Annotated in this window: 19 protein-coding genes; 3 read left to right on the top strand and 16 right to left on the bottom strand. The window is 44.7% G+C overall.

The window, feature by feature from the left end; translation table 11 throughout:
- Nucleotides 1-817 precede the first annotated feature (817 nt).
- The 14 genes from ACRRSX_RS10820 to ACRRSX_RS10755 form a co-directional block, all read right to left on the bottom strand.
- Nucleotides 818-1,402, bottom strand: coding sequence for a hypothetical protein (locus ACRRSX_RS10820; protein ID WP_432453204.1), 585 nt, complete (start codon nucleotides 1,400-1,402; stop codon nucleotides 818-820).
- A gap of 22 nt (nucleotides 1,403-1,424) precedes the next feature.
- Nucleotides 1,425-2,228: a M91 family zinc metallopeptidase gene (locus tag ACRRSX_RS10815; protein WP_432453205.1), complete on the bottom strand. Its 804-nt coding sequence runs from the start codon at nucleotides 2,226-2,228 to the stop codon at nucleotides 1,425-1,427.
- A 34-nt stretch (nucleotides 2,229-2,262) separates the two neighbouring features.
- Nucleotides 2,263-3,381 carry a type VI secretion system protein TssA gene (gene tssA / locus ACRRSX_RS10810; protein WP_432453206.1) on the bottom strand — a complete coding sequence of 373 codons (1,119 nt, stop codon included), beginning with the start codon at nucleotides 3,379-3,381 and terminating at the stop codon, nucleotides 2,263-2,265.
- Between the two features lie 10 nt (nucleotides 3,382-3,391).
- On the bottom strand, nucleotides 3,392-7,471 hold the full coding sequence (locus ACRRSX_RS10805; protein WP_432453207.1) for a type VI secretion system protein: 4,080 nt from the start codon (nucleotides 7,469-7,471) through the stop codon (nucleotides 3,392-3,394).
- Entirely contained in the window at nucleotides 7,471-8,232 is a 762-nt protein-coding gene (locus ACRRSX_RS10800; RefSeq protein ID WP_432453208.1) for a DotU family type IV/VI secretion system protein, read from the bottom strand. The genes ACRRSX_RS10805 and ACRRSX_RS10800 overlap by 1 nt, the downstream gene beginning before the upstream one ends.
- Before the next feature lies 1 nt (nucleotide 8,233).
- Nucleotides 8,234-9,628: a type VI secretion system baseplate subunit TssK gene (gene tssK, locus ACRRSX_RS10795; protein WP_432453209.1), complete on the bottom strand. Its 1,395-nt coding sequence runs from the start codon at nucleotides 9,626-9,628 to the stop codon at nucleotides 8,234-8,236.
- Nucleotides 9,625-10,095 (bottom strand): hypothetical protein, encoded by a 471-nt coding sequence (locus ACRRSX_RS10790; protein ID WP_432453210.1) that lies wholly within the window; start codon nucleotides 10,093-10,095, stop codon nucleotides 9,625-9,627. The genes tssK and ACRRSX_RS10790 overlap by 4 nt, the downstream gene beginning before the upstream one ends.
- The gene (tssG, locus tag ACRRSX_RS10785; protein ID WP_432453211.1) at nucleotides 10,092-11,258 is read right to left on the bottom strand and encodes a type VI secretion system baseplate subunit TssG; all 1,167 of its coding nucleotides are present in this window, start codon (nucleotides 11,256-11,258) and stop codon (nucleotides 10,092-10,094) included. The genes ACRRSX_RS10790 and tssG overlap by 4 nt, the downstream gene beginning before the upstream one ends.
- Complete coding sequence (gene tssF, locus ACRRSX_RS10780) at nucleotides 11,222-13,021, bottom strand: type VI secretion system baseplate subunit TssF (RefSeq protein ID WP_432453212.1); 1,800 nt, start codon at nucleotides 13,019-13,021, stop codon at nucleotides 11,222-11,224. Before tssF ends, tssG begins: the two co-directional genes overlap by 37 nt.
- Before the next feature lie 41 nt (nucleotides 13,022-13,062).
- A complete protein-coding gene (locus ACRRSX_RS10775) occupies nucleotides 13,063-13,413 on the bottom strand; it encodes a hypothetical protein (protein WP_432453213.1) in 351 nt (116 codons plus the stop codon).
- A 118-nt stretch (nucleotides 13,414-13,531) separates the two neighbouring features.
- Entirely contained in the window at nucleotides 13,532-14,152 is a 621-nt protein-coding gene (locus ACRRSX_RS10770) for a type VI secretion system tube protein Hcp (protein WP_432453214.1), read from the bottom strand.
- Between the two features lie 71 nt (nucleotides 14,153-14,223).
- The gene (gene tssC, locus ACRRSX_RS10765) at nucleotides 14,224-16,296 is read right to left on the bottom strand and encodes a type VI secretion system contractile sheath large subunit (protein ID WP_432453215.1); all 2,073 of its coding nucleotides are present in this window, start codon (nucleotides 16,294-16,296) and stop codon (nucleotides 14,224-14,226) included.
- Between the two features lie 83 nt (nucleotides 16,297-16,379).
- Nucleotides 16,380-16,610 carry a hypothetical protein gene (locus ACRRSX_RS10760; protein ID WP_432453216.1) on the bottom strand — a complete coding sequence of 77 codons (231 nt, stop codon included), beginning with the start codon at nucleotides 16,608-16,610 and terminating at the stop codon, nucleotides 16,380-16,382.
- 409 nt (nucleotides 16,611-17,019) lie between these two features.
- Complete coding sequence (locus tag ACRRSX_RS10755; RefSeq protein WP_432453217.1) at nucleotides 17,020-18,051, bottom strand: sigma 54-interacting transcriptional regulator; 1,032 nt, start codon at nucleotides 18,049-18,051, stop codon at nucleotides 17,020-17,022.
- A gap of 386 nt (nucleotides 18,052-18,437) precedes the next feature.
- On the opposite strand from ACRRSX_RS10755, the gene ACRRSX_RS10750 reads away from it, so the two are divergent.
- From ACRRSX_RS10750 to ACRRSX_RS10740, 3 genes are all read left to right on the top strand, one after another.
- Nucleotides 18,438-19,568 carry a GNAT family N-acetyltransferase gene (locus ACRRSX_RS10750; RefSeq protein ID WP_432453218.1) on the top strand — a complete coding sequence of 377 codons (1,131 nt, stop codon included), beginning with the start codon at nucleotides 18,438-18,440 and terminating at the stop codon, nucleotides 19,566-19,568.
- Between the two features lie 81 nt (nucleotides 19,569-19,649).
- Nucleotides 19,650-20,093: an SPOR domain-containing protein gene (locus ACRRSX_RS10745; RefSeq protein WP_432453219.1), complete on the top strand. Its 444-nt coding sequence runs from the start codon at nucleotides 19,650-19,652 to the stop codon at nucleotides 20,091-20,093.
- Nucleotides 20,090-20,578 carry a hypothetical protein gene (locus ACRRSX_RS10740; RefSeq protein WP_432453220.1) on the top strand — a complete coding sequence of 163 codons (489 nt, stop codon included), beginning with the start codon at nucleotides 20,090-20,092 and terminating at the stop codon, nucleotides 20,576-20,578. Before ACRRSX_RS10745 ends, ACRRSX_RS10740 begins: the two co-directional genes overlap by 4 nt.
- Before the next feature lie 8 nt (nucleotides 20,579-20,586).
- Here the strand turns inward: ACRRSX_RS10740 and ACRRSX_RS10735 are convergent, their stop codons facing one another.
- Together ACRRSX_RS10735 and ACRRSX_RS10730 are read right to left on the bottom strand one after the other, a co-directional pair.
- Nucleotides 20,587-21,603, bottom strand: coding sequence for a hypothetical protein (locus ACRRSX_RS10735; RefSeq protein WP_432453221.1), 1,017 nt, complete (start codon nucleotides 21,601-21,603; stop codon nucleotides 20,587-20,589).
- A 77-nt stretch (nucleotides 21,604-21,680) separates the two neighbouring features.
- The gene (locus ACRRSX_RS10730; RefSeq protein WP_432453222.1) at nucleotides 21,681-22,079 is read right to left on the bottom strand and encodes a DUF4150 domain-containing protein; all 399 of its coding nucleotides are present in this window, start codon (nucleotides 22,077-22,079) and stop codon (nucleotides 21,681-21,683) included.

Below are 22,079 nucleotides of genomic sequence, written 5' to 3'. Positions count from 1 at the left end.
GCTCATCAAACACTTATGGTTCATCTTAACTTTTCGATGATTACAGAAAACTGCGCGATTAAATGATTCCAAGATACAAAGTGAAGGACTTACATAGATCATATAAGAGTGGATTAAAACTAGCGCTTATCTGGAAGTGAATTGGACGACAGGCCTTATACCAACAGCCATAAATGAAATTTAAATAGAATAAAAACTTAAAGGATAAAACTAAGCTTGTCATTCATAAATACCAGCGATAACGCAATCCTAAACCAGAAAGAACCGCCTGCTATATACATAACCATATAAAAACAAACCAACGTTTTAAAAAAAAGAAACTTGTTTTATAAAAAACAAACCCGCGCATGAATCTAGAATAAAATTAGACCGATAATCACATGCAAAAATCTATCGGCGGAGCAATAAAAATAATTAACCACGAAGCCAAAAATCTCTAAATATAAATTTTAGTTGTTTGTTATGCCATCAAGAAATAAGTTAACAGATGTTACTAAAAAATAGAATATCAGCAGAGGGGAATAAAGGGATGCCTTGGAGTAGTTTGATTTATATTTTAAGAGCAAGAGATTTACGGGTTTAGTATTTTTTCAATAAAAACACTAAACCCGTAGCGTTCCATGGTTCCGTATGTTTTATGAAAATCAAGCTTCAAAACCTATCAGTATCTTCACTGACAAACATCGATTAAACGCCTAAAATTTAGAAATAGAACCTATTCCTTCCGATACTCTGCGGTGACTCACAGACACTAATTGTTCCATGTTAATTTATCACAATTTGTACAAATGCCAGATTTCGCGGGTTTTATCAGCCACTAGCCCTGTTGATAGTCCTTAGGTTCAGCTCGGATATTTGGCATCGGATTATGCCGATAGATAACACTGTCTCTCCGCCCATGATGTTTAATATAATCGAAATGAGCAACTTGGGCATGATGCTGCCCTCTTTGAGTATCATCAGTAATCGGAACAAAGGGGTTTCTCGAAGGATGTATCAATTTGTCGCCTATATATTCATGCAATCGACCGTTTACATTTTCCATGTGGTAATCGGCATGTTTACGAGCAGGTTCCCGGCCAACATTATGAGGACTGTGAAATGGAGTAATGTGCCCAAAAGTACCGCTACTGCTACGATAATAGCGAGTTTTATGCGCATCATCGGTACCAGTGGTTCCAATAAGATTAAATGGTCGGTAAAGGCGATCCGCTTGTTTATCAGCAGTGGTTGCACCGAGATGATTTTGTTCTGCTTGGTCAATAGCAGCTTTTCTAGCCGTGGAAAAACTCTTATTTGGGGCAAATAACGCTTTAAACTGCCCCCATCCTCCGAGTGATTTTCCCATACTGGCATCTACTTCTTTTTTATAGCGGGCGTATCTTTCTTTATAACTTGGCATTGCAGTTCTCCTACTTCGTTATTTAGAAATTCAAATCCATTTTTCCGTACTTTAATCGTGGGATAAATTGTCCGTTGGATGTTGGCGTGATCCCTTGATGCTGCTTGGCCAAATCAATCCGCAAGGAATTCTCCGTTGGTAGTCCATTGCTTCCTCCAGTTCCATCGGCGGCACCTACGGTCACACGCTCCTCTTTTATTACCCCTGGCGAAACATGATAGTTATCATGTTTACAGCTTTGTAGGGTTCCAGTTGCGGAATGAGTAGCATGAATAAGTTCATGTCCCAAACTGATAACTGAAGAACTTGGAGCTGCATGCGACCGTGGTTCGAGAACTGAACGGTCAGTCTGATGGGGCACTAAGGAATCTGAACCTACACCGTTGGTTTTCGCATCTAATCTATCCAACGCTTTTTGTGAGCCTCCGTGTTTGGGCTTATCGCCTCGATCTTGAATTTTCACTTTATAGCCCGAACCATGAATCGTATCGAAAACCTTCTGTCCTGACTCCATGGCTAACAGTAAGTTTAAATCTCGCTTTGCTCTTAAAGTGAAATCTAGCAATGCGCTGCCTGTTTGATAGACAGCATGCGCACCATCACGGATGATCGAGACCGAAGGAATATGTGCGACGCTAATTTCGGTCACTGGTTTAAGCTGCGATTTAGCATCACGTCGCTTCTGGATTACGGGAGGCTGCAGACTAGATGATGTTGGCTGAGCAGCGATATGACGTAGATGCTGTCGTACATGACGGTGTAAGTCGCTATCGGACTTACCCGCTTGGCCAACGACAACTTGCCTTTTTTTCGCTTTGTCATTCATACTGATGCCTCTTATTTTATCTAAACTACATAGGCTAATCACTACTCACTTCCAGCCCCATCAACTCAAATATGTTTAATTGACCACCTTTTTGTAAAAATAGTTGCTGATATAAGTCTGGCGCGCTCATCTCTCCCCAGTTACAGGCCGTATATACCAAATAAGGAACGGGACTATGCGGGTCATCTTCCATTAAAAATTCTGCCGCACGCCGCAACATCACAAACGCATCCGCTCGATCACGCAGCTCACTATGGTGGCCTCCGCCACCGCCAGCCGACGAGGGCGGCGTATCACTTGCGCTTCCTCCCTCATCATGCCCATCTGATTCACTAGCATTAGCCAAAGAAATGCCCCGGCGAAATAATTCATTACAGACCATTTCATTGACGTTACTTAGCAACTTACGTAAGTCACTTAAGCTGGGACTATCACTATCACAGGTTTCATCGAGCCACAGCTGAAATTCATCTACCGCCACAATGCCATCATCCAATGCCTGATGAAGATCTAGCAGCGTAACTGGTGCCGTGGCAGCTATACGTTGTTTAAATAACTTAGGATTGGGGCCATCCCAAGCGCTAGATAGCTTGTTTTGGTTGTGTAATTGTTGATAACGCAGCGCATTTTCCCAATCATCCCAACTGTACTCATTTCCATCTAAGGGGGTATCGGTAATTTTGATTAAACGGAGTTGTAAAGTGAGCTTTTCATTAACCCAATTAATCGGGTTGGTACGATACTCTAAATCGCCGTCTACCATTTGAGGGTGCATGGTGTCCCAGTATTGCTTACACAATTGCAAAATTAGCACCAATGCGGGAGCAACACCGGAAAATCCATACAAGTGAATATTCGATTCAAGCAGCCAAACACCTAATTGCAGATCCTTGCACTTTTCACTTAATGCTTCCAAGGCTATTTTTCTAACTTCTTGCCAATCAGCGACTTTCAGTTCGTGGCTCCAAACTCCCATAGGAAGGCTTGGATCGTCAGACTTGCGGGCATTCTTAATGTTAAAATAGACACCGTTATGACGAACTGAATCCCCTACTTGGTTATCGCCCACTGGCGCTATTAGCGTCTCTAACGGTATGCCAAAGTGTTGTTGAATATAGTCATCAACTGACTGTCCAGAGGCAGGTAATCGCATTCAGATTTCCTCAGTTATCACTAAAATTTGGAGCTTTTTGGGGCAAGGTCTGCGGCCAACTCATGGTATGACGAAGACCTTTGGCATCGGTATATTGTCCGGTCAGCGCAATATTAGGCTGACTAACGTAGGCTAATTTTTGTTGCTGTGGGAGTTTTTCTTTATAAGAGACAGGGACATTAAACATCAGTAGCTGAGTGCCTGCCGCCATGCCTTCAGGTTTCATATGCATACTATCCGCGTAACGAATAAGCCATTCATACAGACCCCAAGCACCCGTGGTCTCAAAACGTACCGCTGAACGTTGTGAAACAAATGTCGCGTGAGGTAAGTCTGCCAAAGTATAAGGCTGGTAGGGAGAACTATCGGCCCAAAATAACTCTAATGCCAGCGGCCTCCCAACTTGCCAATGAATGACTTCGCCTCGATTAGGAAAACCGATAAGCTGCTGACTGCTGCTGAGTTCCCAACGAACGATTTGGTTGGTTCCTTTGGCCTTCCCTGACAATGCGTTAAATTGCACATCTAATTCGGCTGACCAAGTTTGTCCGTCTGAAGCGAGCCCGCTATTGAGCCAGTTTTTAAATTGATTAAGCTGCTTTAAAAAGCGCTTCCAGCTGGTCGGGATTTTTGCTGGATAAGCTTTGGCCATCGCATCTAATTGCTCAGACAACAACTGAGGGTCATTATCTGGGCTCGTAAAAAATCCGACCGCGGTACTTAAAGGCAAGTCATTCTTACCTGCTTCGCTCACCTCAGAGAACGGAAACAGACCGGCTAGCTGCTGATCAAATCTCCTCGCCATAGCCAAATAACTATCAATTGCTCGAGCCTGAGTTGACTTTTTACAGTGCGCCCAAACCTGTAGATCAAGTCTTTGCAACTTCTCGCCAAACCAACTGCCCCCCCGTTGAGGACTTACATCCACATCGCTGCATTGCAGCATCGTCATTTCTGGCAATGTCGTGGTAATTAAGCTCTCCAGCTTACTCAAGTCATTATCAGGATCTTTGCGCTGATACTTCGCTAAGGTATTCAAGGTATCAAACCAACGCTGAGAACTACCGCCTAACTGTTCTATTCCCCCACTATTCAATAAAAAGCTAACCAGTGGCTGCGCATAACTTTGTGCCAGATAACTCAAGCGCTGGCGCTGAGCAATGGCATATTGGCTAAGTTGCTTGTCAGTCTCAATTGCAAACAGGGCCTGAGCAAAATTCAATTGCTGCCAATCTGGTTTCTTTTCTGCAACATAAAGCCTATCGAGACTCACTAGCTCATCAATCTGTTCTAACAACTGTCGCGCATGATTACGCGCGGATTGTTTCAGCCAAATTCGGTTACGAGTATCACCCAACTGCATCAGTAGTTGTTCAAGATTTAAAATAGCATCCTGTACATTTACAAAGTTGTTGATACTTAATGCAAGCTCAGCTTCCTTATCGCTATTCTCTAAAGAATTGGCTAAGCGAACTTGCCGTTGCATCGCGTCGTTAAGCTGGTAGGTGATGACATCGCTTAACTTATGTCGAATCGAATTGGCGTAGAAAGAATCGGCGCTATGGTAGTAACGCGCCTCAAATGCTTGATACTGACGAATACTATCCAATGCCTGAGTCAGAGGCCCCAGACGCCAACGCTGTATCGGTGTTGTTGGCAGCGGACTCAATGTTCCGGATAATTGCTGGATCACAAATGGCAATTGCTCTAGTGCTTTAATTTCTTGCTGTAAAGTAACAAGTTTTGGGCTCATCCGGACTAATTTGCCTGCTGACACAAAAGCTGAACCATGCTGTGCTAGATTGACCGCTAATAACTTCTGCTGCGCAACCTGGTAACAACGCTGTTCACCAAATAATTCACTGATCTCATCTAAGATCCATGCAGGATGATCGCCTGACTTGCGTAATCCCTTGATCGCGCTAGCCAAATGAGTATTGACCTTACCACAGGGACTAGCGCTATAAGGAACCGTCCATTTAAGGTTACTGGTGCTTAACCATTCCCCCAAACTTCTTAACTGACTAATTAATAAATTGGAGGTAGGCGCGTCATCTTTGCCAAGCTCAGATAAAAATCTAGGATGAGTACTGTCAATAAGGGCTTGATGTAATCTCTTCGCGGACTGCAGTAAATGAGTAATGTTTCGTTCGGGATCGGTTAAAGTTTGTTGCTTTACTTTGTATTCCATCACCTGTATTGCCCCAGTAACCAGAGGGGATGAAGGGCGTGAAGCCTCTGGCACTGGAACATCGTATGCGTAGTCGAGTAAACTGGTGAGCCTAGCTTGTACTTGCTTATCGCTACCCAATGGACCCGCCAAATATACGAAGTCGTCAACACTGGTATTAAATATCGACATCGAGTCTGCAAATACAAATAGTTGCTCAGTTAAAGCTGACTCATTAGCTTGGCTTTTTGAGCTTTGCTGTTCCAATTTATTTAATTCTATGGCTTTGACGCTTAAGCGACATTCAAGACTACTGAACAATTGAGGACTCAGTAGTTGATTGCCAACAACCAACTGATTTTTGTACAATTGGGTATCCAACCACGATACTGGCATCGATAGGTTCCAAGGCTTGTGCCCTACTTCTGCTAAGTGAGCCAATAAGCGGTAGGGGTTTTGACCCAGTGATGGACAATTCGTAGTCGAATCGCTGATTTCACTCGCTGCTTGTTTGAGGACCCGAGTGAAGTTGTGGTTATAGTTAAGCATGCGAACACTGTCAAAGCACAACCATAACAATAACAAGGCTCCAAACCCCATAGTCGAAAGTTGAAACCGCTGTAGGAGCTTTTCCGAGGACAACAGCCGTCGCTCCAGCGGAGTGGCTAAATTCAGTTCTGCGAATATTTTTTGGTTAAACAGTTGGTCAGTAAATGCCGGGACCTGCTCAACTGCACCGCAAAAGAACACCCCTCTTAACGGCAGAGGTGCCTGAAATTGGCTGCGACTGAATGTCCCTTCCATGACTTTTTTAAGGGGAGATTGCATGCGACGAAAATGCTGATGAAACAACATAAATCGGTCTATATCGACTATCTCACGACTTGAGGCTGCGACTTCCAGTTGAGCGAGCTGTAAATCTGCAACCACTTGCTCAAATGCCAAATCTATCCAATTCGGATCAAAGCTACTTTCTAATTGCAGTGGGTTTGACCAACCAATCATCTCCCGCCAACGTTGGTCGCTTTGAGCCTGCCAGAAAGCTTCAAAACCTTCGATAACATCGCACTCGGTTACCACCAGATAAATCGGCAGCACAAAACTGCTTTTTTTCTGCACCAACCATAACTGCTTGAATAACTGCTCAGCCAGCGCCGCTTGGCGGTAGATACTGTCGGCCTCTAACAATGACTTGGCAGAGATGCTCATAACGATACCGTCTAGCGGTCGCTCTGGTCGATATCGGTGAATGACTTCTAACAGTTTAGCCAGTCGAGGCATTTCTCCACTAGGGTTGTGTCCAGTTTGAGATTCTACTAATAGCTCTTGGTCGGCTTCAATCAACACCCCATTGTCAAAGAAATGCCATTGGCTACCAGCTGCATGTTGCTGTTTTTCTCGATGCAGCAATGCTGCACGCTTGCCAGAACGGATCCCTTCAAGTAACGCATTTCCGCCCGATCCCGGTTCGCCAAGCAACAAAAACCATGAGCTTTTATAACGCCACTGGCGGCTAGTGGTTAAATACTTTAAAGTGTCGCGAATTCGTTTCATGCGAATCCTGAGCCTTAAATTCTGACGCGCTTTTCGACGATAAGCCTCTCGATACTTGTCAAACCACAGTCGCGCAACCGAAAAGGGTTTTGCCAACCAGCAGAGTAAGGCTTTCGCTCCTACATTGATGGTTGAAAACAAAACGCTAATCCAAGTGAATCCAAGTTTTAATAGCCACCAAGCCAGTATCACGATAAGTAACAGTAAAAAAAAGATGAATAAGACACGCCATACTGGATCGTTCCAGTAAGGGTCAAGCATAACCACCAGCGGGGATAAACGTTGCTGCAAGCCACCGCTGCCCCCTCTCAGCAACAACTCAGAGGTTTCCCATAGCGAGTTTAACTTAGCAAATAGTTCGGCCATTACGAACCCAGTCCCAGAAGCGAGAGCTGACTAAGCGGCAAATTAAGTAATGCCCAAATGGCTGAGCTGAGTACTAAATAAGTCAGCGTTACCCAAGCCATTTTCCGGTACCAGTTGGCGATAGGAGCCAATCGTTGCTGCTCATTTGACACCAACAAATGCTTATAAGCAGTCGCGCATATCGGAGTAGATTGTCCGTTCGCCTCCGCTCTCAGAAGTCGATATAAACGCTGTCGGTAACTTGCCAATTTTTCCGGTTGTTCACGATAACGGCCAGCAAAACCCAAACGTAACATGAATAAATACACGGTCGATAATTGGCGTTCCATCGACGTATGGCTGCGCGCATTCAGTAGTTTTTCAATTAACTCGAACATCGTGCTGCCGGCTCGGCAACTCTTAAACATCGATTTTTCGAGCAATATATCTTGCCAGTGAGCTTGCCCTACCCAGTCAATTTCAAATAGAGCCAACTCATCAGCCAAAGCAACCATGGCGTAAAGCGCACATTTCATCGATTGATTTTCACGGGCCGTATTTCGCTCGTTATATTGGTGCCGAGTGGCTTCCAACCACAATCGCAAACGCGCCTGAACAGCGTAAGCAATTTCTTCCGGTTTCGGAGCTTCGGCTAACGCTATCTCTCGTTTTACAACGTCATCTAGTATGCCTTGCTGATTTTGCTGTTTGAATATGGCAATCAGTTCGTAAAACTGCACCATTAACGAAAGTAAGTCGAGCTGATCAGTTTTAGTTTTCATACTAAACCCTTAACTCATGAGGGACATGCAAGGTGATACGCCGAGGTTGCTGCAACTTCAGCTGTCCACTGGTACATACAATAACCAGTTGTTGCCCCGGCAGGATCAGCTTTTCATCGGCTTGAATGGCAAATAACGCCCGACCCGGTCCGGCAGCAATACCAGTTTGCTCATCGACACTCACTTGACGAACCGAAGCACCCAGCATGCGGTGTTTGGCTAACGACTCATGCATCTTAAATGATGCAATACGACAGGCCTTAAACCACTCACTCAGCTCTTCAGTGCTACCGCCATCAAAAGCCGACAACTCTACAAGTAGCTCCCCACCAGCCCACGCTTTATCATACTGCAGGGTGAACACACCTTTACGGTTTTGCTCAAAGTGAATACTAGTGAAGCGCATATTCACGTTAGAGAGCTGCTGTTGCAGGTAATCCAAAGCCTGATTGAAGCCAGACAGAGAATTACTATGTTGATATGCTGCCAGTTTAGGGGGCACCCCAACTGGATCCAACTCACTAAAAATGCCAACCATACGCGCCAACAACATATACAGTGTGTGTGGGTGAGTTTGTTGATCATCACTAGCTAATTCAAATTCTGGCAGATTACGGCTTAAGGCTCTTATCCAACTCCGATGTAGCTGGCCAATTTTATGCCCCAGTCGATCTTCCCCCTGCTCAGAATAGCCAGCAAGCTGCCGCGCCTTATTACGTATACTTAAAGCAAGAGCTTGGCAACGTTGTTGAATCGGCTTACGAGTACCAATAGTATTCTGATCAAATACGAAACTTTCTGCAGCGATATTTAATAACGCTGGACAATACTCACCGAGTTGAAAATTACCCACATCGGGTTGGCAAACCTCAAATAACGGTACGCTCGCATATTTGCTACTAACTCGATCGGTTGCCTGCAAGGCCAGTTTGGGGCTTAAGCGCTGGGTCACTATCTCACCTTGTCCGGTGTTATCATCGACCGAAGGCGGACCATCAACCGCTTCAAAGCGTTGAATGGTGGCACTATCACTCACACAACCAGGCGTTCGAATGGGTGCGACCAAATGAATACGAACCCGAGTCAGTTGATCAATTCCCGAAAGCGTCGTCAGGTCAAGCTGTAAGCGGTCATGCTCATTTTCTTGATAGTTCACAACTAAGCCATCCTGCAAAATCGCCCTGACCCGCCTTACCACGACCTCACCTTGCATTAACTTCCCATGGTCGATATCTAAAAGAGTTAAGCCCCAAGCATGCGGGGAAACCAGTTTTCTAAGGACTTGCAACTGACTTTCCCAGTACACATCATTTTGCTGAAAGTGCTGCGGTGACAGCATCATCCCTTCAGACCAACATAGAGCTTGCGGGAGAGACTCCCAATCTATATCTTTCATGATTTGCCACCCGCTATAATCTGGTATTGATTCACCTCGAACTGAATTCGAACCGATGGATAACCCTCGATACGCGCGGCAACTTGGCCAAGCGAAGCAAGGTAATTAGCGAACAACAACACGGCAGTGGCATCTCTTGAATTCTTGGGTAATGTGATTGGCTGCTCGGAAGTCAGTGGAACAATGTCGTAACTCAGTACGGCAATTTTGCTACCCAAACTCAATTGCATCGCTTCTTTTTGCTGGAACCATTGTGGGGCACTCATTGTGCTTAAAGTCGCGGCTGCCCCAGTATCGAATATCAGCACTAGGTCATACGCCACTGGATTATTCTGGTTACAATCAGCGGTACTACTTACAGAGACTTTGCTTAAGTCATTGGCATGGCTAAGCCCAAGGTATTCCTTTAATGAACAAGCAGTCATCAGCAACATACAAGTCAACAAAATCCCAACTGATCGACTCATAAATTTGTTCTCGCTAAATCCACCATAAAGGTCACCCGTTCACGCCCTTGGAATTCACCCAACCGACTAAGACGGCCTAATTGGTTTCCTTCCCCCTTTAAACAAAGCGCTTTAGAAACAGCCTGATCGCTAACTAAAGTGACCTCACAATCACATTTGCGATCGGTAATCCAACACAGTAGGCGATATAACTGCGAATATCGGTCCCCCTCCGGTAACAAACGCTTAAGGCTCAAATTAGGCAAGGGCCCAAGGACCACGCCAATCGCCGCTTGCTGATCCCATATTTGAGTTCCTAGAGTCGCCTCTCCACCTAAACAATGGTTGGCTTGTCCAAGCCGAATATGATCTTCGACTTCAACTCTTAGCCAACGACCAATACAATGTTTAAGTTGGTTTAAACGGACATCTAAAGTCACTCGAAATAGCTCTTGAATAAGCGGTAAGGACATGCGTCGATTTGCCAGTGAGCCTGCAAGCCCAATAAACCGATCGGTATTTTGTTGATACAGCTGGCGGTGCACTTTAAGTAGATTGCCACTTAAAGCCAGTGACATTTGGCCTATTTCTGAGTGCTCCGCTGGTGCGTGGGCAAGAGTGGCGTCGGTCAAGCTTCTGAATAAATATCGTAAGCTTTGCAGGCGATGGTTAAACAGATCCAAAAAATGAGCTAACACCGCCTGACGGTTTTTTATATCATCAACCACCAGCTCGGTGAGGCCATCGGGCAACGGGCCAGCTAAGCCGCTGATATGATTGCCTAAGCTAACAATTTGATATTTGTGGCTAACATCATCCCGCCCCGAATCGATAACTGTAACCGCTCTCACTTCTCCCGCCGGAAAATGAGCTTCATAAGATGCTCTAAAGAAGAAATGTTTATCTAAAGATTGAACGAGTTGGTTTTCGATAGACTGTGGTTGTTCTATTTGACTTAAGTAGAAAGCTCGCGTGGCACGATGAGCCTCTAAATGGCTCACATCTTTTAATTCACCGAGAACCGCTTGCGCATCGCCTAGCGAATCGCTTGTTTCAGATAATTCAGGATCCTGTGATTCTTCAGATAATAGTAAACGTACCAGCTGATAAAACGACCAGCCAGCTTCGGGATTAGTATATAAGTCAGCTACAGTAAAACCTGTTCGCCAATGCGCGGTGGCCATTGTTTCCACACTCCTTCACGTTGATGACTCACTAGCTGTAACTGAACAAAATGGTTCAAAGTCGTATACAGACCCAAAAAATGACTTAGAACTTGCCCCAACAATAGTGGGTTGGCGTCACCAAAGTAGTGTTCGTCTACCGTCATCGTGATACGAGTTCCTCGGCAGTGACCGCGCCAAGCCTGCCGACCAATGCGCTTAACCACACTTTCGCCATGCCAATCCATGAGACCCTCAATTTGGCGCATTTGCGATGAAGCGAAACTATCAGCATATAGTGTGAGGATTTGTTTGAGCAAAGCTAATCGATTACGCCCTTCGCCAAGCGCAAAATGATTTAAACTTAACTGCGACAGCAATTTCACATTGTTACCCGGTTGTAATCGTGCTCCTTTGAATCGGGTTGGCTGCTCCATCACGTTAGCAGTCATCATTGGTGCACTTCCTACCGGCTTTAACTTATTCCCCATCCGCAAAAACTCTGGGAGACGTCGATTACTACACCAACCTTTTATCACCAAGGTCTGATCAATCGGATCACAGGTATTAAATTGACCATCGTAAAGTGCAAGCATCGTGTCACAACCGCTCTGCTCTGCCTTTAGCAATGAAGTTAAGCGAGTGATATAGTATTGCTCCGCGCTATTTTCACGCTTGACTCCCAGCCATGGGTCCACCAATTTGGCCTTGCCATCAAAACCAATGCTACGAACCTCAGTAATCTGATGGATCTCTGCCAGCAGGTATTGCTGCTCATCTGCTGTTAAGCGGTATTCATGTTCAGTTTGCTTCAATTGAACGGGCTTGAAAGTTTTTGGATATAAATTGATCACCGGAAAGCAGTTCAACGACAAACTGTTACGAGCAAGGTGAATCGAACTTTTTGCTTCATCCAGTAAAAACAGCAACTCAAACTCATCGACACAACCATCAAGTTCTAAACCATTCACGTCGAAAAAATAAAATTTATCGGGGAAGGCAAAGTATTCCTGAAGCAAACGATAGGCACGCTGACTACCGTCGCCATCGGGCAATACGTTATGTGAAGCTTCAAAACCCAGCCAGCTCAGTACATGCTGCTTTGAACTGTCTGGTAATATCCGAATGTTATCTCCAACTTTAAGCGCCACCGCTCTTAACTTGTCATTGAATAGTTGAAATAGCTCTGCTCGCTGGCTGGTATTGTTTAAATAGAATCGCAGCTTATCCAAAGGATATTCATATACATTATCCATCCCTCGACTAGCTACGGTGACCGAAAGAACGGCCTGAGTGTCGCGACGTTGATCGATTTGACTGTAATAATTTTTGGGTAAAATTTTCACACCAGTGATGTCAAAAGGCCACAGAGGCGTGTCATAACAGCACTGCATCATACAGTCGTAACTCTTATCGCTATGACTTGCCCGGGCTTTAGTGACAAACTGCCGCCCCTTTTTTAACATATAACCATTTACAAAATTTGCGCCGTCGGTCTCAACGTTAGCCTGCAACACCGTCATGCACGGTTGTGAATGCACCAGACTCGGGTATAGCGTTTGCAGCATCTGATTTGGTATTTCACCGCGCTGTTCCGCCATGTCAGAGCGTAATTTTCCAGTAAGGTAAGCAAAAGACTGTAATAATTGTTCCACATGAGGATCAGCCGAACGACCCGAACTTAATTTTAGCTCAGCGGCAGCCGCAGGGTAAGCTTGACCAAACTGCTCCACCGAATGACGCAAAAACTGCAATTCCTGTTGAAAGCTGTCATAGTGATTCATGCACGACCATTCCTGTTTTCATCTGCCTTAAAACTCGATACTCAAAATTGAAAGTCTTCAACTAAATCCATATCAAGCACCTGTAGCTTTAATTCACATTTACCATTACCTACCTCTCGAAAACTAAGGTCACTGATTTCAACAGCCTTAACCCTCGGTTCGAAACGCAATATCAACTGCTCTAAGCGCTCTTTATAGGTGTCGAGATCGGCATGGCTATCCGCGCCCTGCTCTACTAAAGACGGCACTAAACCACGATTGGCATTGTGCACATCACCATCGAGTAACATTCGCGAGTCAAAAATTGCTTGAATGTTGCGTCGAACAGAATCCACTAACACGATCTCCTCACCAGGAAACGATAAGCGTTCGAACAGTGTTTTACTCACCATCTCTAACTCCTTTGCTGGTATTCGTTAAGCAACAAAGCTCTTACTTATCAAGTGTTGGCCCCCTGCAATGGCATGGACTAGCACGCGCATATCCCGGCCCATCCTGTGGTTCAGATTGTTAGCTTGACAAAGCACCAATTGGACGGTTTTTGGCAATACTCCAACCCGCTGCCATGGTTCCTTTGTTCTGCATTCCAGGACCTTGTAACTGATGATGCCAAGTAATTTCAGTAAAATTCAGCTTAAACTGCTCGGTCGCCATATCATTCGGATGAGACTGAAACTGAATTTCACTAATCAGTGCGAGACGCAACTCGAAGCGCATAATAATGTTGAGCTGATCCCCAGAGTTACGCAGTACAAAAATAATGGTTGGGCTGCTAGGGTCGGTATCGAGAGGCTTCGCTCGTAAACAATAGTCGTACATTTTGGGTGAGCTCACATCAACATACTTTACGCACGTAAAATCACTGATGATGGGCCGACCAGAAGTTCGTGCACTGTTACTCACATCGGTAGTGACTTGCTGCTGCAGACCTTGATTAATCGACACTAACTCGACACATTTTTTCGCATCGAAACCCGAGCCACCCGCATTATCGGCCAGTGCTGACCAAGTATCGCCATCGGCGGCACCGTCGATAAGTGATCCACCAGAGGGGTCTAGAAAGCCGCTACCCGCAGGATCTTGGGGTTTAGTGAAGCTGTCATCACCAAATTGTAGCAATATCAAATCCATAATTTATCTCTCATTTTGTCCATATTTCTGAGCAGCCAAGCTTTACTTGGTACTGCATTTCGGTGTCGAAACTACGGTAACTCCGCCACCAATCGAATCGAGGTCGATAACTCTTCCAGTTGGAAATGCGGACGAAGAAATACCGTTGCACGATACTTGCCTGGTGAGCCAGGAACATCGGTCACGTTAATCCTTGCATCACGTAGCGGATAACTCGCTTTCATCACTTGTGGGGCTGAGTCATCAACCAGCACATAGTTCGCAATCCAGTTATTAAGGAAGTCTGACGCATTATCCTTGGTTAAGAAGCTACCCACCTTGTCACGCATTATGACTTTGATGTAGTGAGCGAAGCGCGACGCATTCAATACATAGGGCAACATACTTGAAATACGGGCATTGGCATTCGCGGCATCGGTGTTATATTTCTTCGGCAAGTTGGTTGTTTGCCCACCAAAAAATGCGGCCTTATCAGAGCCCTTACGGTGTAGAATGGCCATAAATCCCAAATCGTTAAGTTCTTTCTCTCGACGATCACTAATCGTCACTTGGGTAGGACAAGTCAGTTTGATATCACCGGAAGGTGTTTTAAAGGTGTGCGTTGGCAAGCCTTCCACCAGCCCGCCACCTTCCACACCGCGAATTGCGGCTAACCAGCCATACTTAGCATAAGCATTAGTGATCCGCTGTGCTAAAATATATGCTGCATTTCCCCATAAATAACGTGATGCATCTCGGCCATCCACATCTTCTTTAAAGTCAAAGCCTTCCACCGACACCGTATCGGGTCCATAGGGTAAACGTAACAGCACTTTAGGTAAGGTCAACGTGACATACCGAGAATCGTCAGTTTCTCGAAAGCTGCGCCACTTAATAAGCTCCGCACTTTCAAAAATCTTACTCAAGTCGCGCGGTTGAGCTAAAGAGAAAAAATCTTTTAAATCAAACAGCTTAGCGTAAGCAGAGGTGATAAATGGGGCGTGAGCCGCTGCCGCTACACCAGCAATTTTTTCCAGGAGTTCAATGTCTTCAGGATGGCGACCAAATTCATAATCCCCAACCATAAAGCTGAAAGGGTCACCACCGTAAGTGCCAAATTCTTCTTCATAGGTTTTTTTGAACAGAGCACTCTGATCAAATTCAACAGCCTTTTGTAAATCTTTCAGTAGATCGGCCTTAGACACATTGAACACCTTCAACTTCAATTGAGTACTGGTTTCAGTATTCATCACTAAAAAGTGCAAGCCACGCCAAGTCGCTTCTAAAGACTGAAATTTAGGATGTTGCAGTACTAGATTAATCTGCAGGCTCAACAAATTGTCGACGTGGGAAATACGATCATTGATCAGGTCCGCCGCAAAAGCAGGCTGATTGGGATCAAGCTTTTGCACCACATCAACCGTGAACTGGCCGATCAGGTTAAGAACATAAGGAATTTGCGAGTCATCTAATGCCATATGTCCTTCAGTCAACATCAGTTGAGTGAAGCCTGTGGGAGTTACTGCAGAAAAGTCATCCGCCTTTGCAAAAGTACCAATCAGTTCATCCTGCAACTTTTTGTCGCTAAATAGTTTCACCAACAGCTCATCAAGCGCATCGTTCCCGTCGAGCTTACCTAAAAAGTCTCGCAGATAACAACGGCCTTGGTAGAGAGCAGCGGTAGGTTCAATATTATTCACCAGATTCATTGGGCTAAAATCATCAATCGAATTGAAAGCGAGGATAAAGACTTTCTTTTTCTTGTCCGTAGCAGCTTCAGAGGCAGGGTCTTTGTCACCTTCCTCTACGTCGCCATCCTTAGCCGTCTTAGCTGCTTTCCCACCTTTTTCTTTCGCCGCAGGTGTCTCCAACGATTCGCTCAGAACATCCTCTACATCAACCTTTAACCTCACCTGACAGCCCGTCATTACCTCGTTGAAGCTGTCACGATCAATCTCAACAAACGATCGTTCTTTAATCGCGGGTAACGGTGTTAATGCTGAGTCATTTGGTGCAACGGACGGCAGGTCACCAGAAAGATCTGACAAAATAGCCACCATCAGGGGTAACTCGCGCTGTTCAATCGCATCTCCAATCTCCACATCATAAGTAATATGTACCCGTGGAGAACGAACGCGTGACAGTTTCTTTTGTAAACTTTCCAAAACTTCACTCCTTAACGATTTGGCTAGTCAAAAGCTCCTTATGACTAGCACTCAAAACTACTATTGCGGACTCACGTCCTTGCTTATGCCTTCGCATTAAATCGGTAATAAGAAACACCGTTGCGATTTGTTTCAACCACGATCTGTTCCCCTACCATACGCTTCAATGCTGTCTCTACCGCCATCATAGAATCATCGAAACGTTGCCGCTTTACCCACCAGTCGGTAATGCCTGCAAGGGAGTCTTCTGATCCCGGATGCTGTTGCAGGTAACGTAAGATCACCAACTTGATGTCTTGTACTTCGTCCGTCATAGTTACCCTCGTGGTAAACGACATAACCAAACCTTCAGCAAAACTGATGCCAAATTGACAAAACAAATAATTAACAAGTAAGAACAATGGGATATATATAGTTGGATGTTATCTGCGTATATTTTAGGTGATCAGGAACGCGTGAATTAATACCCAGTGGGTAAGTTGTAGCCCGGTACGTTTCGATTCAGAGAGCTATTGAGTGATGCTGCAACCCCATCATTTAAGTTTGTATCGCTGTCATTTTGGTAAGTAAGTTGCGCATAAGATGTAGCTAAGGCTATATAGATAGGGTCCGAGATGGGTAAACATGACTTATGAATTCATTAAAAGTTTAATATTACTTTTATTGTTCGCCTTTAATGGATACCAGATCCCTTGAGTAATCGCCAAGTTTCACAGGAAAAACTCAGCAGGATAAGCCGAGGTCAGGGTAATTTTTACTGATATTGTATTTCTTCACCAACTTGCCAAATGCCCTGCGCTCTTTTCCACAAAGTGATGCAGCTTTAGTAATATTACCGTTACACTTCACCAAGGCATGTTTCACAAAAGCAAGTTCGAAAGCCTCTACTGTTTGACGTTTAGCATCGGCGAAAGAAATACCATCAAAATTTTCCGGCTCAGTGGCAATCTTCGATTTAGCAACCACAGTTTGGGTCTCGCGCAAAGTTTTTGATGCAAACAGCAAGTACTCAACATTATCAATGAGCGGGAGTTCTGCGGTTAAATACAGCCGATGTAAGGTATTTTCTAACTCTCGAACATTACCAGGCCAATTATGTTGACACAGCTGATGCATGATTCGTTCGCTGACTCTGTTTCGCCCTAACTGGTATTGACTGTCGAACTTACTCAAAAAGTGTTCTATCAGTTCGGGCATATCTTCGATACGTTCACGCAAGGGAGGCATATGAATGGTCAAAATCAATAGACGATAGTAAAGATCTTCACGAAAACAACCTTTGGTGATCTGCTCTGCTAGATCACAGTTGGTTGCAGTCACAAGCCTAACACTCGCTTTACAGGTGTCGTTACTTCCTACCGGACGAAATTCTTTTTCTTGTAAAAAACGCAATAACGTCGCCTGAGATTTAAGTGACAAACTATCGATCTCATCAAGAAACAAAGTGCCCCCCTCTGCCGCAGCTAACAAGCCTTGACGATCGGTTTTAGCATCGGTAAATGAACCTTTCTTGTGACCAAACAATTCACTGACAAATAAATCATCATTAAAGGTGGAACAGTTAAGCGCAATAAATGGCCTACTGGAAAGGCCTCCAGAATAATGCAAACCACGTGCTGCCAATTCCTTACCGGTTCCTGTTTCACCCGTGATAATCACTGGTGTGGGAAATACAGCCTGAGTTCGAATGGCTTTGATCACCCTTTTGATAGCGTACGAGTGACCAACAATATTTTGTTCCAATATGTCTTTCACTATTCCCTGTTCCTATCTTTGAGTTATTGATAGTGCCGGGTTCATCCTTACCCTATAAACAACCAAAAACAAACTATCGGCTTTCACTCATAAACAATACATTAGTTGACAAACTCATTATTTGACAGATAGGTTAGTAAATAATGCTGATGATGATTGCATGAATCTATCACCTGAAATCTAGTCAGCCCTCCAGCACAGCGCCTCAATGTATCTATTTCCAGGTATCCATAGCGCTATCCAATATTGATGGTCAATACCATGTCCGAGTGACGCTTACTTGAATTAATCTGCGATTTATTCGCACTGGCATTAAGCTTGAATATATTTTCAGAACCGTTTTCTAAACAATTGCTATTTATCCCCAAAAGACTTGGTTAAAGCCTATGGAATCATTCAATTTTTCACTCAAATTCGCCGGCTTAGCAAGCCATGAGATCTTCGACAATAAAATGGGCTCGCGGGTTGCTAGCCAAATTACCTACGGCTTACAACATGGCATTTCTCCCTGTGAGCGTATAACGTGGTTACTGTGGTTACGACAACAAAAATTAGAAGCTTACCCAGTGAGCCAAACCTCAGCGCAATTACTCATCAAAGCAATTGAATTAGCTGATTGGCTTGAAGACTGGTCCTTGCTACTAATTTTAAGACGTCAACTGCATAAATATATTGCTGGGTTAGAAAGTACCCGAGGTTTACAACAAAATGCGATTGATAACTGCTATCAGACCGTGGTGACATTAATTAAAACTGGAAACCTAAATAACGCAGAAGCAAGCTTACGCAATGCACTATTGCACTATCCAGAAGCCCAACAATTAACCCAGAGTATAACGCTACTGCAACAACGTCAGTGCAACATATCTTACCACCCTGACGATTGCTCCAATCAACTGCTCACTTTAATCCCCTTGGATTACGAGCACTACAATGCGTTTATCTGGCAATTTTATGAACCCTCAATCGCCGAGTTATGCAATTTACCAAACTTTGCCAGTGAAGCCGAATGGCGACATTGGCTTCATCAAAATCAATCACAACCAGACCAGCGAGTATTCGCCTTGATCCATGATCATTGGGGTTTTGTGGGATCGGTTTGCCTACGGATCCGGCAGAACATTGGCTTTTTTTACTTCTGGCTGGGTAAAGACTTTCAAGGCAAGCAACTTGGTCCTCAAGCATTGCAGACCTTACTATATTTGGGAGAACACTATCACAAGATAAGCGCATGTTATGCTTGTGCTTTTGCCCATAACCGAGCCTCAATCAGCGCAATGCACAAGCTAAAATTCAGCATGCTACCCTTCACCTTTTCAGCGCCCGATGACAACCAACGGATTTATTATCGAGGTAAACCAAAGACCTTGTATCAGCATTATGTGGAGATCCATGAGATCTTTAACCTGAACGATGAAAAGCAGCTAATCCCCTTGTCTACCATCACATCAGCACTCAAACTCAGGACATCAAAAACTAACACCGACCATAACTTTGCCAGTCTATTTTGCAGCTAAGCGGCAAAATGACAGCTTATTAATTGCAAACCCAGCGAAAGTTGTTAAATTTACATTATTAACAATAAAGAGAATAAGAACATGGCAAAGACACTGCTCGCTATCTTCGTGTTATTTGCCGCGATTGGCGTAAGTTTAACTGCCATCCTTCCGCCGAATACCGTATTAAATCCGCTTAAATTTAAACTTGATAGCGCGTCGCTTAAATCGCCTCTCAGCAATCAAGACTTACAGCTTAAAGTCGCTGATACCGGCAATCGCCAATTTGCGGTTCAAATTGGCCTATACTCTGATTTAACACAAGCCAGCTTCGCCTTGAATAAACTCGAGTTAAGTCAAACCGCTAATATTTTTGCCACTCACGACAATCAGCGACAATGGTATGTTGCATTACTTGGTCCTTTTAGCACGATTGATAACGCGAAGCATTGGCAACAGCAGCACTTCAACTTAGCAACATCGCTAGTTCAATGGCCTGATAGTCCCCCTGAGCAAACGGTCAAACAGGAGCAAACAACACCATGAAATCTACCATTGCCGCACCGCTGCGAGATTATCAACAATTGGTTAGAATTGTTCGCGATAAAGGGGTTAACGACCACTACCAGCTGGCAAACGCCTATGGCCTAGGTTCCAAAGTAAGTCATACAGAGCTGCGCATGCGCACTCTAGAAGAGCTTGGCGAGCCCAGTTCCAGCCCACGACGCCCGGCACCGACAGTAAGTGGCGGCGAGTTTTCTAAACGGGATACAACGATTATGTATCATCAGCTAAACCCCCAAACCCGCGGTTATTTTAGTGGTGTAAGCCCCAACATTGTCAGCCGAAATGACAGCATTCCCGGCACCAAGCTGCGCACCGGACTTGGGAGCCATAGCTTTAGTAACAAGATAGAGCCAAGCTTAAGCCTGTCACCAATGGCCCACTCAAATGCACACGCTCAGCCTAAACATCAGCATCAACAGAGTTTTTCCTCAAAAGGCTCAGGCTTTAATAGTTTCCGCTCATAACACTAGGTCTATTTTGTCGGAAAATGTTGAGCAACCGTCCAAGGCACGGTAGATGCCCGGCCCGCATTCAACTCAGTTTTCACTTGAGTGGGGTCAAGGCTCGAATTTAGCGAAACCTGAGTTCTCTGTACCATGGTGGTACCCGGTTTGCCTTTTTCAACTGATATACCGATATCCTTTTTAAAATCAGAAGTTGCCTTATAAGAAGCTTGTCCCTTAAATACACCAACCTTGGCTGTATCTTTTGCAAGCAACAGCGAAGCTTCAGTTCTCGCCATGTTTTCCGACTGATTAAAGGCCTTATATGAAGTGAATTTTGAGGATGTAGATGTGGGCATACCGGTGCCAATCCCTAGAATGGTTTGCTTATTTAATCGCTCTCGTAAATTGGCAACACTCAATACAGGATCATGTTTGCCCAAATACCCCTTGCCAACGTTGCTAGGATCTGCCCGAAATAAAGCATGTCCACCGGAAGCAATCTCCGATTGAACCGCTTTTGAAGCCTCTAGAAATTCATCGTGGCTACCATATTTGGTTTTTGTCCAATCGGGGCTTGATGAGGTAAATATCCTGTTTGTAAATTCTGAGTCTCCGTTTGAAAACTGGCTAACACCTTCTTTAAAACCAAATGTAGGATCAGTTATTTTGGTGCTCGTGTTGGTCTTTTTCTTATTTTTTATGATAACCCCATCTACCGTCATCTCTGGACGTGAAGGCCCTGTTGCGATAAAAACCTCACCTGATGAGGGCAAGGTTCGGCTTTGCGCCAACTCTTTACGTTTTTGCTCGATTTTGGCTCTAGCACCTTGCGAAACATCTAAGGATACATTCGGATACACCGCTGTCCCATCAGATTTAAGCTGTCGTTTACTTGGCTCTGAATGAGCAGGAACAGACTGCTGAACTTTGTTTGGACTTTTTTTATTTGCTCTAAGCTGCCGCGCTTTTTCGAGTAACGGACTTGGGCTTAAGCTACCCGCCCCAGCAATTAACACCGCTCTTTTTTCTGACCCATCTTCCATGTTGTGCTCCTTTCAACAGCCAAAAAATCCGGCTCAACAAACTACAATAAACTTTATATAGACATGAATACATGCCACTAACTCAATATCATCACCTTCACCTGGCAGGGGCTTAAGGTCACACCGGGTACATTAGCCAAGGGGCCATTCTGACCAGTGATCGATAACATTTTGGTTGCAGGCATGACCGACTTGAAGACCTTAAAGCTCCCGACCACGTGGCTACATGGCCCCATAATCAGGTTCGATACCAATCCCAACAACAGGCCAGCTTCGTCACCATTACTTAACACCACCGTCGTCAACAAGTTGTGATCTGGCATGGCTTCGGTGAACTGATTAAACACCGTTGGGATCGCCATACTGGTGGTCGCAATATTTGGATAAGGGAGCGGCACTGGTGCCACCCCTACCAGAGTTTTACAGACATCGGGAAAGGCCAAATTAATCGCCGTCATTTGGGTATTTGCAAACAT

This window comes from Agarivorans sp. QJM3NY_30, assembly GCF_050870855.2.
Lineage (GTDB): Bacteria > Pseudomonadota > Gammaproteobacteria > Enterobacterales > Celerinatantimonadaceae > Agarivorans.
Note: the sequence above shows the minus strand (reverse complement) of the source record. Positions and strands in the feature narration are given on the sequence as shown.